The organism is Streptomyces sp. NPDC028711 (assembly GCF_055565415.1).
This window is the reverse complement of the sequence record NZ_JBVHUJ010000008.1, coordinates 343,424-356,439: the sequence shown is the minus strand read 5'-3', so window position 1 is coordinate 356,439 and position 13,016 is coordinate 343,424. Positions and strand designations below refer to the sequence as shown.

Here is a 13,016-nt window from a genome sequence, read left to right as displayed (position 1 = left end):
TGCGGTGCGCGGCGGTCCGTGTTGGACGTCGCCGAGGCGGTGCGGCCGGTGTGGGGCGGTTCGGTGTGCGTGCTCGCCGTGGGGCACGAGGGTGCGCACCGCGACCGCGCGGGGGACGGATGGTGGATGACACCGGAGATCGCGGACGCCGTGACCGTGTCCCTGACGGCCCCCGAGCAGGAGTACAGGTCACCGCGCTGCGTCCTCGGCCGCCACGACCGCTGCCGCGACCACGTCCCCCGCGACAGCGGCGTACAAGGAGTCCGCTACCTCGTGTGCGGGTGCGCCTGCCATCCGGCGGCCCCTACCCCGCCCTGACGCCCCGGACGAGCAGAGTCCCTGTCCGCTTCCCGGCCGGAGGCGCGAGCACCTCGGCCGTCACGTCCGTGAACCCGGCCCGCTGGAGGAGCTCCGTCCAGCGGCCGGGCTCGTAGTCCCAGCGCTTCACGTACAGGGGCTCCGCGCCCTTCCCGGCGGATGCACCTGGGACGCCTGCGGGCCGTAACAGCCCTCCAGAGCCGGAGGGTTGTGGGAGAACGCGTAGACGCCGCCAGGTCCGAGGCGGGCGTGCACCAGGGGCAGCAACTCGGCGGGATCGGTGAACCAGGCGGCTCCGAAGACCGAGCAGACAGCCGCGAACTCGTCCTTGCCCGCCGCGAGGAACTCCTCGGCCGTCTGCTGCCTCACGTCGAGGTGCGGCCAGCGTTCACGCGCTTTGGCCACCTGCACGGGTGAGATGTCCAGCCCGACCGCTTCGGCCCCCAGCGTGACCAGGTGAGCGAGGTTTCCGCCGCTGCCACAGCCGAGGTCGAGAACCCGCGCACCGGAGAGCTCGCCGAGGATCGTCTCGTCGGGCCCGTGGTCGGGCCACTGCGTCCAGTTGAACCACGTGGTCACTCCGGCCGCGTTCGTCTCCGTGCGTCCCGGCCTGGCCGCGCCCCACACATCCCACGCACCGGCGTCCTGTTCGCGCACCCTCGTCCTTTCACGCGCTGAGAGCCCGCCCGCCGACCCGAGGGCCGAGGGGCGGGTCGTGCCACGGTCGCCCGGCCCGGCTCCTCACACGCCGACGCCCGCCTCCTCGTAAGGGAACCGCGCCAGCGGCGTCTCCTCCTCGAAGAAGGTCTTCGCCCGCAGCATCGCCCGCTCGTCGGCGCGGACCCGGCCCGGGCGGGAGCCCGTTCCCGTCAGGACGCCGCCGAAGCGCATCTGCAGGTACGCCGCCGAGTGGTGCAGCGTCGTCGCCAGGCCCTCCGCGACGACGTGGTCGTCGTCGGCCATGGCCGACACCCCCCACAGCGTCCGGCCGGCCATCCGCCGCTTGAAGTCCGATTCCGGCACGTTCAGCCAGCCCGACCAGTAGTCGAGGTAGCGCTTGGTCTGCGCGGACAGGCTGTACCAGTACAGCGGCGAGGCTATGACGATGTCGGTGGCCTCCAGCGTCGCCTCTCGCAGCAGCTCCTCGTTCTCGTCGGCCGGCCAGCCCGTCGTCTCGTGCCGGCCGTCCTGGAAGTCGGGCAGCGCCAGCCGGTTCAGGTCCACCCAGCGCTGCGGGATGTCGGACGGCAGTTGCGCGGCGGCGGCGCGGGCGAGGATCTCCGTGTTGCCGTCGGAGCGTGAACTGCCGAGGACGAAGAGGAACGAGCGGTCCGGGGCGCCTGTCGCGTCGAGGGTCATGTCTGCTCCGGTCTCTGGGGTGTTCCCGTGCCAACTCCCCTCGCCGCGACGCTATTCCGGCTCCTCACCGGCCCCCACGGCCCCCCATCGGCTCCGCCGATCGCCCCCATCGGGAGGACCCTCCACTGGCTCGTGGACCGGTTCCGGGCCCGTCCGTAGCGTCGTTCCCATGAGAAACGAGACCAGGGGAACCGTCGAACTCACCCTCGCCATGGTGCTCTCCGGCACCCTCGGCGTCTTCGTCGTCGAGTCCGGAGCCTCACCGTTCGAGGTGGTGTTCTTCCGGTGCCTCTTCGGCGCCGCCGCCCTCGGCGCGTACAGCCTCGCCCGGGGGTTCTTCACCGGGCACGGGTTCACCGGCAGGAAGCTGGGACTCGCCGCCCTCGGCGGGGTCTTCATCGTCTTCAACTGGGTGTTCCTCTTCGAGGCGTACGAGGCCACCTCGATCTCCCTCGCCACCGTCGTCTACCACACCCAGCCCTTCTTCCTCGTGCTGCTGGGGGCGGTGTTCATGAGGGAGCGGATCTCCGCGGGGAAGCTGGGCTGGCTCGCCCTCGCCTTCGTCGGGCTCGTCCTCGTCTCCGGCGTACGGCCCGGGGACACCGCCTCCCTCAAGGGGCTCGGCTTCGCCCTCGCCGCCGCCGTCCTCTACGCCCTCGCGACCTTCGTCACCAAGCGGATCACCGGCGTACGGCCGCATCTCATCGCCCTCGTCCAGGTGCTCGTCGGACTGCCGCTCCTTCTTCCCTTCGCCGACTTCGGCGCCGCCGCCGGGCTCGGGAGCGGGTGGCTCTGGCTCGTCGGCCTCGGGCTCGTCCACACCGGGCTCATGTACGTGCTCATGTACGCGGCCTACGCCAAGCTGCCCACCGCCAAGATCGCCGTCCTCGCCTTCACCTACCCGGCCGTCGCCATGGGCGTCGACTGGGCGGTGTACGGGCATCACATCGGGCTCGTCCAGGCGCTCGGCGTCCCGCTGATCGTCCTCGCCAGCCTCAGGGTCAGCCTGTCGGGCTCTGCTCCCGCACGAGTCGCCGCGCCTGCTCCACGAACAGCCGGACATGCGCCGGAAGCCGCTTCCCCCGCCGCCACGCGAGCTGTGTGAAGAGCGTGAACGGGGCCTCCCAGGCCAGTTCGACCAACGCCCCGGCCGCCAGCTCCGCGGAGACGGCGACCCGGGGCAGCAGCGCGATCCCCAGACCGCCCGCCACACCCCGCTTGGTCGCCTCGATCGTGCCGAACTCCATGAACGGCGGCGCCCACTCCCGCAGCTCCGCCTCGAACAGGTCGCGGTACGGGCAGCCGGGCTCGGTGCCCACCAGCTGGGCGCCGGCCACGTCCGCGGCGGTCAGACCCGTACGGCCGACGAGGGCGTGGCCCGGTCCCGCCACCAGGACCAGCGGCTCGGGCGCGAGGACCTCCGCCTCCAGGCCCTCGTGCTCCGTCTCCGGCTCCATCAGGAAGCCGACGTCGTACGTGCCCTGCCGCAGCGCCTGCCGGGTCTCGTCGCCGAGCGTGGGCCGCAGCGTCAGCCGCACCCCCGGGTAGCGGTGGTGGAAGTACTCCAGGAGCGGCGGCAGCCGGTAGGAGGTGAGGGACTCCATGGTGCCGACGGCGATCGTCCCCGAGGGTTCCGCGGTGACCTCGACGGCCGTACGGGCCTCCTCCGCGAGCTCCGCCATCCGGCGCGCGTACGGCAGGAGCCGCTCGCCCGCCTCGGTCAGCCGGATCCGGCTGCCGAGCCGCTCGAACAGCTCCACGCCGAGCGAGGTCTCCAGGGAGCGGATCTGGCCGGTGACGCTGGACTGGGCGTAGCCGAGGTCGGAGGCCGCCCGGGTGAAGGAGAGGACGTCCGCGACCTTCTCGAACGTGGCCAGGAGCCGCAGCTCCATCAGTTCCCCCGCTCCCTGTGCTCCGATGCCATCAGTTCCGCCGCTCGCCGCGCGGCTCGGTGCCGTCAGCTCTCGGTGCCCTTGTCGCCGTCCTGCTCGCGCTTCCTGAGCTCCTCCTCGCGGCGGCGGAGGTCCGCCTCCAGCTCGTCGAGGTCGTCCGGCTCGTCGGGGACGGCCCCGTTCTTCTTCTCGTCCTTGAGCGACTTCAGGAACTCGGGGTTGTCGTCGGGGGCGACCCAGCCGCCCGCACCGCCCCGGGTCCTCGGACGGCGGTTCTTGCCCGCGGCGATCCAGCCGACCGCGCCGACCACCGAGAACAGCAGGATCACGATGGCCCAGACCGGCTTCGGAAGGTGCTTGACCTCGTCCTCCGGGGTGTTCAGGCAGTCGATGAAGGCGTAGATCATCAGCGCCAGCGGCAGGATGAACAGCAGCGCCCTGAGCATGTGGGAGAGCCCCCTGGAAGCGGTGGCGGGGGCGCGCTACGGCGGCCCCGGTGACAGGTCCAGGGTAGCCGGTGACCGATACTTGCCCCTATGGCTTACGACGATCTCCGCTCGCTGCTCAGGGCCCTCGAGCGCGAAGGCGACCTCAAGCGCATCAAGGCCGAAGTCGACCCGTACCTGGAGGTCGGGGAGATCGTCGACCGGGTGAACAAGGCGGGAGGCCCCGCGCTCCTCTTCGAGAACGTCAAGGGCTCCGCCATGCCGCTCGCGATGAACGTCTTCGGGACGGACCGCCGGCTGCTCAAGGCGCTTGGTCTGAAGTCGTACACGGACATCAGCGAGAAGATCGGCGGCCTGCTCAAGCCCGAGCTCCCGCAGGGCTTCGTCGGGGTCCGGGAGGCCTTCGGCAAGCTGGGCTCGATGGTCCACGTCCCGCCGAAGAAGGTGAAGTCGGACGACGCCCCCGTGCAGGAGGTGGTGCTCACCGGCGACGACGTCGATCTCGACCGGCTGCCCGCGCTCTTCACCTGGCCCAAGGACGGCGGCTCCTTCTTCAACCTGGGCCTCACCCACACCAAGCACCCGGAGACCGGGGTGCGGAACCTCGGCCTCTACCGGCTCCAGCGGCACGACAAGCGCACCATCGGCATGCACTGGCAGATCCACAAGGACAGCCGGAACCACTACGCGGTCGCGGCGGAGCGGGGCGAGCGGCTGCCGGTCGCCATCGCCTTCGGCTGCCCGCCGGCCGTCACGTACGCCTCCACCGCCCCGCTGCCGGGCGACATCGACGAGTACCTCTTCGCCGGCTTCGTGCAGGGCAAGCGGATCGAGATGGTCGACTGCAAGACCGTCCCGCTCCAGGTCCCGGCGAACGCCGAGGTCGTCATCGAGGGCTGGCTGGAGCCCGGCGAGATGCTGCCGGAGGGTCCCTTCGGCGACCACACCGGTTTCTACACGCCGCAGGAGCCCTTCCCCGCGCTGAAGATCGACTGCGTGACGATGCGGAAGCGTCCGCTGCTCCAGTCGATCGTCGTCGGCCGGCCGCCGACCGAGGACGGTCCGCTCGGCCGCGCGACGGAGCGCTTCTTCCTGCCGCTCCTCAAGATCATCGTGCCGGACATCGTCGACTACCACCTGCCGGAGTCGGGCGGCTTCCACAACTGCGCGATCGTCTCGATCGACAAGAAGTACCCGAAGCACGCGCAGAAGGTCATGCACGCCATCTGGGGCGCGCACATGATGTCGCTGACCAAGCTGATCATCGTGGTCGACAAGGACTGTGACGTGCACGATCTGCACGAGGTCTCCTGGCGGGCCCTCGGCAACACCGACTACTCCCGTGACCTGACGGTCGTCGAGGGCCCGGTCGACCACCTCGACCACGCCTCCTACCAGCAGTTCTGGGGCGGCAAGGCCGGTATCGACGCCACCAAGAAGCTTCCCGAGGAGGGCTACACCCGGGACGGCGGCTGGCCGGACATGGTCGAGTCGGACCCGGCGACGGCCGCCCTCGTGGACCGCCGCTGGAAGGAGTACGGCCTGTGACCACGGCCGCCGTACCGGGCGCCCAGCCGGGGCGTACGAAGGCGTTCCTGAGGCTCGTGATGATCGAGCACTCGGTCTTCGCGCTGCCCTTCGCGTACACCGCCGCGCTCACCGCGATGTACCAGACGGACAGGAACATCCACTGGTGGACGCTCTTCCTCGTCACCGTCTGCATGGTCGGCCTGCGGACCTTCGCCATGGCCTGCAACCGGATCATCGACCGCGAGATCGACGCGCGTAATCCCCGCACCGCCCACCGCGAGCTGGTGACCGGCGCGGTGTCCGTGCGGTCGGCGTGGACCGGGGCCGGGATCGCCGTCGTCGTCTTCCTCGGCGCCGCCGCCCTGCTCAACCCGCTCTGTCTGGCGCTCGCGCCGCTCGCCGTCATCCCGATGGTCGTCTATCCGTACGGCAAGCGGTTCACCAACTTCCCGCACGCCATCCTGGGGCTCGCCCAGGCGATCGGGCCGATCGGCGCCTGGATCGCGGTGACCGGCGCGTGGTCCTGGGACGCGGTGATCCTGGGGCTCGCGGTGGGCGTCTGGATCGGCGGCTTCGACCTGATCTTCGCCTGCCAGGACGTGCAGGCGGATCGCGCCCACGGCGTCCTGTCCGTCCCGGCCCGCTTCGGCATCCCGGCCGCGCTGTGGGGCGCCCGCGCCTCCGCGGTCGTCACCACGGGCCTGCTCGTCTGGTACGCCCTCGCGACCGGCGCCGGCCTCTTCTTCTGGACCGGTCTGGTGATCGTGGCGGTCGCCTTCTGCTACGAGCACTCGATCGTGAAGCCGCACGACCTGTCCCGGCTGAACCGGGCGTTCTTCACGACGAACGGCTTCATCGGCATCAGCCTCTTCGTGTGCGCCCTCCTCGACCTGCTGGTCCGCGGGCTCACCCCGTAGCCCCGGCCTGATGACGGATAGGCTCGACGGCATGAACGACGGCAAGCGCACCCCCTGGATCGTGGGGGTCTCCGGGGCGTCGGGCACGCCGTACGCCGCCGCCGTGCTGAGGGGGCTGCTCGCCGCGGGGGAGAGCGTCGACCTCGTCGTGTCGCGGGCCTCGCGGCTCACGCTGCTCGACGAGACGGGGATCTCCTTCCGGGACGCGCACTGGCGCGAGGACCTGGAGACCTGGCTGGCGCGGGGCGCCGACGGGAAGCCCGGTACGTTCACGGTCGACGTGGGCGACGTGCGGTACTGGGCGGCCGGCGATCTGGCCGCGGGGCCGTCCTCGGGCTCGTACCCGGCGAAGGGGATGCTGGTGGTGCCGGCCTCGACCGCCGCGGTAGCGGGAGTGGCGCTCGGGCTCTCGAAGGACCTGCTGCAGCGGGTCGCGAGCGTGACGCTGAAGGAGCGGCGGCCGCTGGTGGTCGCCGTGCGGGAGACCCCGCTGAACGGTCAGACGCTCAAGCACATGGTGACGCTGGACGAGGCGGGCGCCGTGGTGCTGCCCGCCTCTCCGGCGTTCTACGCGGGGGCGACGCACATCCAGGATCTGGTGGACTTCGTCGCCGGGCGGGTGCTCGACGCGGCGGGGGTGCCGCACCGGCTGTACCGCCGTTGGGAGGGAGAGCTCGGTGGCGCGACCCCCCGGTCGGAACCGCGGTCTGATTAGCGCTTCTTGGCGTGCTTCTTGTCGGCACGCCTCGAGGCGGCGGTCGGCTGGTGGGCACGCGAGCGGTTGGCCAGGTCCTGCAGCTCGCGCATACGGGCGTAGGCCATCTCGATCGTGTACACGGTGAACACCACTCCTGAAAGATCGTCTTTGATCTGCTGAAAGATTCACAGGGTGTCGACCCCTGTGTACCTTAGATTCTATACCTAAACTCGCGGTATCGCTGGACAATGGAAGGCTTCATACCTATGGACGCCGTGGACAGGCAGCTCATCCAGGCTCTGCGCGAGAACGGTCGTGCCTCGTACGCCGAGCTCGGCCGGCTCGTCGGGCTCTCCGGCCCCTCCGTCACCGACCGCATCAACCGACTGGAGGCCGCCGGAGTCATCACCGGCTACCGCGCCACCGTCGACGCCGCCTCGCTCGGCCTCGGCGTCACCGCCCTCATCGGCATCTCCCTCTCCGACGCCGCCGACCACGAGGACGTGGCCCGCCGCCTCAAGGACCTCGCCGAGATCGAGGACTGCTGGTTCATCGCCGGCGACGACTCCTTCATGCTCAAGGTGCGCGCCAACGACGTCGACGGCCTGGAGAAGACCATCCGCCGCCTCAGCGGCACCAAGGGCGTCTCCCGCACCCGGACGACCATCGTGCTCTCCACGAAGTGGGAGAACCGGGTCGGAGAGCTGCCCGAAGAGAGCTGAGAGTACGGTGGGCAGGGCTTATTTCGGAGAAAAGGGAGGCGGCCGTACATGGACGCGGGACTCAAGCGCGACCTTGAGCAGAAGGTCCGGGACGGTGAGCGGCTGAGCCGTGAGGACGGCATCGCCCTGTACGAGTCCGACGACCTCGCCTGGCTCGGCGGTCTTGCCCACGAGGTCAGGACCCGCAAGAACGGCGACGTGGTCCACTTCAATGTCAACCGGCATCTGAACATGACCAACGTCTGCACCGCCTCCTGCGCCTACTGCTCCTTCCAGCGCAAGCCGGGCGAGAAGGACGCGTACACCATGCGCATCGAGGAGGCCGTGCGCCTCGCGAAGGCCATGGAGAACGAGAACCTCACCGAGCTGCACATCGTCAACGGGCTCCACCCCAACCTGCCCTGGCGTTACTACCCGCGCTCCCTCTCCGAGCTCAAGAAGGCCCTGCCGAACGTCTCGCTGAAGGCCTTCACCGCCACCGAGATCCACCACTTCGAGACGATCTCCGGGATGTCGGCCTCCGACATCCTCGACGAGCTCATCGAAGCCGGTCTCGAGTCGCTGACCGGCGGCGGCGCCGAGATCTTCGACTGGGAGGTCCGGCAGCACATCGTGGACCACCGCACCCACTGGGAGGACTGGTCCCGGATCCACCGGCTCGCCCACGAGAAGGGGCTCAAGACCCCCTCGACCATGCTGTACGGGCACATCGAGGAGCCGCGTCACCGCGTCGACCACGTGCTGCGGCTGCGCGAGCTCCAGGACGAGACCGGCGGCTTCCAGGTCTTCATCCCGCTGCGCTACCAGCACGACTTCGTGGACATGCAGGACGGCAAGATCCGCAACAGGCTGCAGGCGCGCACGACGATGGCGACCGGCGCCGAGGCCCTGAAGACCTTCGCGGTCTCCCGGCTGCTCTTCGACAACGTGCCGCACGTCAAGGTCTTCTGGGTCATGCACGGCGTCCAGACCGCGCAGCTCGCGCTCCAGCACGGCGCCGACGACATGGACGGCTCGGTCGTCGAGTACAAGATCACGCACGACGCCGACAACTACGGCACGCCGAACAAGCTGGGCCGCGAGGACCTGCTCGAACTCATCCGGGACGCGGGCTTCCGGCCCGTCGAGCGGAACACCCGGTACGAGATCATCCGCGAGTACCCGGGACCGGACGCGGGCCTGCGGGAGACGCCGCAGGCGATGCGGGTCTGACGACGAACGAGTGAGCAGGGCCCGGTGGGGTGATCCCCCGCCGGGCCCTCTTCTCATGCCCCGGCGTGCTCCACCGGGATCCACAGCTCCGCCGCCGCCGTCGTCATGTCCTCCGACGGGCGGACCGAGAGGGTCGGGTCGGGTCTTCTGGGGCAGGTCCTCCGGGTCAGGTCAGGGGGAGCAGCATCATGATGTCGTCGCGGTCGTCGCCGGGGGCGACCCGGATCGCGTCGGGGACGCGGCCGACCTCCTTGTATCCGGCCCGGGCGTAGAAGCCGTCGACGCCGGTGCCGCCCCGGCAGGTCAGCCGGATCGCCTCGATGCCCTCGAAGCCCTCGGCGGTGCGGGCGGTGTGCTCGACCGCCGCCATGAGGTCGCGGCCGTATCCCTTCCCCTGGTGCCGGGGGTGGACCATCACCGTGTAGAGCCACACCCAGTGGGTCATCAGCGGGTGGGTGTTGAAGGTGAAGAAGGCGGTGGCGGCGACCTCGCCGTTCTCGTCCCGGCCGACGAGGAGGCGGGTGCCGCCCTCGGTCATCCCGATGAGGTGCTTGAGCAGGACGGGACGGATGTCGTCGGGAGTGACGGGAGGGACGAAGCCGACCGAGCCGCCGGCGTTGGAGACGTCGGCCCAGAGGGAGAGCACGCCGTCGCGCAGGGTGCGGTCGACCGCCGGGTCCATCTCGAACGTAAGGGTCATGAAGCGAGTTTAGCTATTACTGGCAAGGTGCTCAAGAGGCCCGGTCCCGGGCGCCCCCGCCCTCCGTGCTTCACTGGAGGGGCACTCGTCCCGTATGGGAGCCTGGGAACTTTTCGGAACGTCGGAACGGAAGAGTGGGCTGACATGCTCCGCTACACGCTGATGCGTCTCGGTGTCTTCGCCGGATGCTTCCTCGCCCTGTGGGGTCTCGTCTACGTCGGTGCGCTGCCGCGCGGCCTCGGCGACTCGAACCTGCTCTGGGTCCTCATGCTCTCGCTCGTCATCTCCGCGCCGCTGAGCTTCGTCCTCCTGCGCAAGGTGCGGGACGACGCGAGCGCCCAGGTCGTGGCGAAGGTCGACCGCGCCAAGGACCGACTGGCCGCGAACCGGTCCCAGGAGGACGCGCTGTAGCCCCGTAAAGGCTGCGTAAGCTTCATCACAGATCATCTGCCCCGGGCGGAGCTTCCAAGGCTCCCGCCTGGGGTGTTCTGCGTTTCGGAGGCGGAAGGGCGTCCCCGCGCCCCAAAGAAGGGCTTTGAGGTTCTCAAAGTTCAAGTGTTAACGTGTTCGGCATGAAGACAGCAGTGCGCCCCTCTGATGCCGCGAGCACCCCGCTCGTGGTGCGCCTGCACGTCGATCTGTGCCGCTGTATGTCCGCGGTCTGTCGCCGCGGCCGTATGCCCGCGGTCTGTTGCCGCGAGCTCTGACCCGGCATCATGCAGCGGCCCGCGTGAAAACGCGTGTGTGCCGCACCCCCGTCCCCGTATTGCCCGATACGCACCTGTGGAGTGTGTCTGTGTCCGCGTCCGCGACCACACCCGAGCAGAAGTCCCCGGCTTCCTCGCGCATACCGAAGATCCCCTTCTGGGCCCAGATCATCCTCGGTCTCGTCCTCGGCGTCCTGCTCGGCTGGATCGCCCGCAGCCAGGACGTCTCCTGGCTGAAGGAGACCCTCGGCCAGGTCGGCGACATCTTCGTCCAGCTGCTCAAGCTGGCCGTCGCCCCGCTCGTCTTCTTCGCGATCCTGGTGTCGATCACCAACCTGCGGAAGGTGAACAACGCCGCCAGGCTCGCCACCCGCACCCTGCTCTGGTTCATGATCACCTCCCTGATCGCGGTCGCCATCGGCCTCGCGATCGGCCTGATCACCAACCCGGGCGCCGGCACCGGCCTCACCCCGCAGGACGGCAAGCTGCCGAAGCGCGAGGGCTCCTGGATCGACTTCCTGACCGGCATCATCCCGACGGACGTCATCACGCCCTTCACCGAGCTGAACGTCCTCCAGATCGTCTTCATGGCCGCCGTCGCCGGCATCGCCGCCCTCAAGCTCGGCGACAAGGCCAAGCCGATCCTCACCTTCTCCGAGTCGGTCCTGGAGCTCCTCCAGAAGGCCCTGTGGTGGGTCATCCGGCTCGCACCCGTAGGCACCGTCGGCCTCATCGGCTTCGCCATCGCCGACTACGGCTGGGACCTGATCGGCAAGTACGCGACCTTCACCGCCGACGTCTACATCGGCTGCGCCCTGGTCATGTTCGGCGTCTACCCGCTGCTGCTCGCCACGGTCGCCAAGGTCAACCCGCTCCAGTTCTACAAGGGCGCCTGGCCGGCCATCCAGCTGGCCTTCGTCTCCCGCTCCTCGGTCGGCACCATGCCGGTCACCCAGAAGGTCACCGAGCGCCTCGGCGTCCCGAAGGAGTACGCCTCCTTCGCCGTCCCGTTCGGCGCCACCACCAAGATGGACGGCTGCGCCGCGATCTACCCGGCGCTCGCCGCGATCTTCATCGCGCAGATCTTCGACGTGCAGCTCGGCATCGGTGACTACCTGCTCATCGCCTTCGTCTCCGTCATCGGCTCGGCGGCCACCGCCGGCCTCACCGGCGCGACGGTCATGCTGACCCTGACCCTCTCCACCCTGGGCCTCCCCCTGGAGGGCGTCGGCCTCCTGATGGCGATCGACCCGATCCTGGACATGATCAGGACGGCGACGAACGTGGCGGGTCAGGCGCTGGTCCCCGTGATCGTCTCCGCCCGCGAGAAGATCCTCGACCTCACCGCGTACGAGAACGCCTCGGCGTCCCCGATCGACGACCTGGCCGGCGGCCGCGAGGCCGAGCCGAAGGTCGCCGTCGCGGCCTGACGCCTCCACGGCTCGCCTTCTGACAGCCTTTCGTGCCCCCTGCCCCCCTCCGGGCAGGGGGCACGTACGCTTCTGCGGGGCATCCAGTGGATCTTGGAAGCAGGGGTGGGGCGCCATGGCCGACGGGGCGAGGGCGCGGCGGTTGCCGCGGGCCGTGCGGGAGCGGCAGATGCTGGACGCGGCCGTGCGGAGCTTCGCGCGGCACGGGTACCAGACCGCTTCCATGGACGAGATCGCCGAGCTCGCGGGGGTCTCCAAGCCGCTCGTGTACCTCTATCTGAACTCCAAGGAGGAGCTCTTCACCGCCGTCATCCGGCGGGAGGCGCAGGCGCTGCTCGCGGTGGTGGCCGAGGCGGTCGCCGACCGGAGCGCGCCGCCCGACGAGCGGCTGTGGGCGGGGCTGCTCGCCTTCTTCACCTATGCCGCCGAGCACCCCGACTCCTGGACGGTGCTGAGCCGGCAGGCGCGGACGCAGGGGGAGCCGTTCGCGGGGGAGGCGGCCCGGATGCGGGACGAGATCACGGCGTTCGTCGCGGCTCTCATCGGTGAGGCGGCTCGGGAGGCGCGGGGCGGCGCCGCCATCACGGAGCGGGACGTGGCCGCGCTCGCGCAGGCGCTCGTCGGTTCCGCCGAGTCGCTGGCCGCCTGGGCCAACGACACGCCGGGGGTGACGGCGCGGGAGGCGGCGGCGACGCTGATGAACTTCGCCTGGGCCGGGCTCGGGAACCTCATGAGGAGCGAGCGCTGGTCTCCGTACGGGGCGGGGGGCGACTCCTAGGGTCTGTCGGAAGGGCCCTCGAGAACTCCCCGCCCGGTCGCGCCGTGCTCCTCACACCATGAGGGACACCTCGTGGATCTCGTCGGCCGCGTGGCCCGTGCGGGCGTGGACCCGCTGGACCGCCTCGGCCGACGGGCCGTGCGACAGGCAGTAGACCGTCCCCGACTCCGGGTCGGCCCACGCCTTCTCGAAGTGCACTCCCTCGTCCTTCTCGACGGCGAGGTCGGCCTGGTGCGCCTCGTTCAGCTGCTCGGCCGTGATGCCCACCATGCCCCGGTGCACGTCCATGTACGTTCCCATGGTTCACC

18 protein-coding genes are annotated in these 13,016 nt (G+C 70.0%); 10 read left to right on the top strand and 8 right to left on the bottom strand.

Features of this window, described 5'->3' with window-relative positions; translation table 11 throughout:
* Positions 1-18: 18 nt before the first annotated feature.
* A complete protein-coding gene (locus tag ACZ4VK_RS25445) occupies positions 19-318 on the top strand; it encodes a hypothetical protein (RefSeq protein WP_468356191.1) in 300 nt (99 codons plus the stop codon).
* On the opposite strand, the gene ACZ4VK_RS25440 is transcribed toward ACZ4VK_RS25445, so the two are convergent.
* From ACZ4VK_RS25440 to ACZ4VK_RS25430, 3 genes are all read right to left on the bottom strand, one after another.
* On the bottom strand, positions 305-448 hold the full coding sequence (locus ACZ4VK_RS25440; protein ID WP_468356188.1) for a hypothetical protein: 144 nt from the start codon (positions 446-448) through the stop codon (positions 305-307). The two genes, ACZ4VK_RS25445 and ACZ4VK_RS25440, sit on opposite strands and share 14 nt — an antisense overlap.
* Positions 445-975, bottom strand: coding sequence for a class I SAM-dependent methyltransferase (locus ACZ4VK_RS25435; protein ID WP_468356185.1), 531 nt, complete (start codon positions 973-975; stop codon positions 445-447). Before ACZ4VK_RS25435 ends, ACZ4VK_RS25440 begins: the two co-directional genes overlap by 4 nt.
* An 84-nt stretch (positions 976-1,059) precedes the next feature.
* Complete coding sequence (locus tag ACZ4VK_RS25430) at positions 1,060-1,677, bottom strand: flavodoxin family protein (RefSeq protein WP_468356182.1); 618 nt, start codon at positions 1,675-1,677, stop codon at positions 1,060-1,062.
* 169 nt (positions 1,678-1,846) lie between these two features.
* Here ACZ4VK_RS25430 and ACZ4VK_RS25425 point away from each other — a divergent pair, with 169 nt between their 5' ends.
* Positions 1,847-2,782, top strand: a complete 936-nt coding sequence (locus ACZ4VK_RS25425) for a DMT family transporter (protein ID WP_468356179.1) — start codon at positions 1,847-1,849, stop codon at positions 2,780-2,782.
* Here ACZ4VK_RS25425 and ACZ4VK_RS25420 read toward each other — a convergent pair.
* The gene (locus tag ACZ4VK_RS25420; RefSeq protein ID WP_468356176.1) at positions 2,679-3,569 is read right to left on the bottom strand and encodes a LysR family transcriptional regulator; all 891 of its coding nucleotides are present in this window, start codon (positions 3,567-3,569) and stop codon (positions 2,679-2,681) included. The genes ACZ4VK_RS25425 and ACZ4VK_RS25420 overlap by 104 nt on opposite strands.
* 65 nt (positions 3,570-3,634) lie before the next feature.
* Positions 3,635-4,015: a PLD nuclease N-terminal domain-containing protein gene (locus ACZ4VK_RS25415; protein WP_468356173.1), complete on the bottom strand. Its 381-nt coding sequence runs from the start codon at positions 4,013-4,015 to the stop codon at positions 3,635-3,637.
* A gap of 90 nt (positions 4,016-4,105) precedes the next feature.
* On the opposite strand from ACZ4VK_RS25415, the gene ACZ4VK_RS25410 reads away from it, so the two are divergent.
* Genes ACZ4VK_RS25410 through ACZ4VK_RS25400 form a run of 3 tightly spaced genes read left to right on the top strand, consistent with a single transcriptional unit; the run spans position 4,106 to position 7,177 of the window.
* A complete protein-coding gene (locus ACZ4VK_RS25410; protein ID WP_468356170.1) occupies positions 4,106-5,563 on the top strand; it encodes a menaquinone biosynthesis decarboxylase in 1,458 nt (485 codons plus the stop codon).
* Complete coding sequence (mqnP, locus tag ACZ4VK_RS25405) at positions 5,560-6,462, top strand: menaquinone biosynthesis prenyltransferase MqnP (protein WP_468356167.1); 903 nt, start codon at positions 5,560-5,562, stop codon at positions 6,460-6,462. The genes ACZ4VK_RS25410 and mqnP overlap by 4 nt, the downstream gene beginning before the upstream one ends.
* A 31-nt stretch (positions 6,463-6,493) precedes the next feature.
* Positions 6,494-7,177: a UbiX family flavin prenyltransferase gene (locus tag ACZ4VK_RS25400; RefSeq protein WP_468356164.1), complete on the top strand. Its 684-nt coding sequence runs from the start codon at positions 6,494-6,496 to the stop codon at positions 7,175-7,177.
* Here the strand turns inward: ACZ4VK_RS25400 and ACZ4VK_RS25395 are convergent.
* A complete protein-coding gene (locus ACZ4VK_RS25395; protein WP_468356387.1) occupies positions 7,174-7,299 on the bottom strand; it encodes a hypothetical protein in 126 nt (41 codons plus the stop codon). The two genes, ACZ4VK_RS25400 and ACZ4VK_RS25395, sit on opposite strands and share 4 nt — an antisense overlap.
* 126 nt (positions 7,300-7,425) lie before the next feature.
* Between ACZ4VK_RS25395 and ACZ4VK_RS25390 the strand changes: the two genes are divergently transcribed.
* Both ACZ4VK_RS25390 and mqnE read left to right on the top strand, forming a co-directional pair.
* Positions 7,426-7,881 (top strand): Lrp/AsnC family transcriptional regulator, encoded by a 456-nt coding sequence (locus ACZ4VK_RS25390; protein ID WP_453516597.1) that lies wholly within the window; start codon positions 7,426-7,428, stop codon positions 7,879-7,881.
* 48 nt (positions 7,882-7,929) lie between these two features.
* A complete protein-coding gene (gene mqnE, locus ACZ4VK_RS25385) occupies positions 7,930-9,093 on the top strand; it encodes an aminofutalosine synthase MqnE (RefSeq protein WP_468356160.1) in 1,164 nt (387 codons plus the stop codon).
* A gap of 166 nt (positions 9,094-9,259) precedes the next feature.
* On the opposite strand, the gene ACZ4VK_RS25380 is transcribed toward mqnE, so the two are convergent.
* Positions 9,260-9,793, bottom strand: coding sequence for a GNAT family N-acetyltransferase (locus ACZ4VK_RS25380; protein WP_468356157.1), 534 nt, complete (start codon positions 9,791-9,793; stop codon positions 9,260-9,262).
* A gap of 144 nt (positions 9,794-9,937) precedes the next feature.
* On the opposite strand from ACZ4VK_RS25380, the gene ACZ4VK_RS25375 reads away from it, so the two are divergent.
* From ACZ4VK_RS25375 to ACZ4VK_RS25365, 3 genes are all read left to right on the top strand, one after another.
* Positions 9,938-10,204, top strand: coding sequence for a DUF4229 domain-containing protein (locus tag ACZ4VK_RS25375; protein WP_468356154.1), 267 nt, complete (start codon positions 9,938-9,940; stop codon positions 10,202-10,204).
* A gap of 385 nt (positions 10,205-10,589) precedes the next feature.
* Positions 10,590-11,930 (top strand): dicarboxylate/amino acid:cation symporter, encoded by a 1,341-nt coding sequence (locus tag ACZ4VK_RS25370; protein WP_468356151.1) that lies wholly within the window; start codon positions 10,590-10,592, stop codon positions 11,928-11,930.
* Between the two features lie 115 nt (positions 11,931-12,045).
* Positions 12,046-12,708: a TetR/AcrR family transcriptional regulator gene (locus ACZ4VK_RS25365; RefSeq protein ID WP_468356148.1), complete on the top strand. Its 663-nt coding sequence runs from the start codon at positions 12,046-12,048 to the stop codon at positions 12,706-12,708.
* A 51-nt stretch (positions 12,709-12,759) separates the two neighbouring features.
* Here ACZ4VK_RS25365 and ACZ4VK_RS25360 read toward each other — a convergent pair whose 3' ends face one another.
* The gene (locus ACZ4VK_RS25360; protein WP_468356145.1) at positions 12,760-13,008 is read right to left on the bottom strand and encodes an SCO4226 family nickel-binding protein; all 249 of its coding nucleotides are present in this window, start codon (positions 13,006-13,008) and stop codon (positions 12,760-12,762) included.
* Positions 13,009-13,016: the final 8 nt, after the last annotated feature.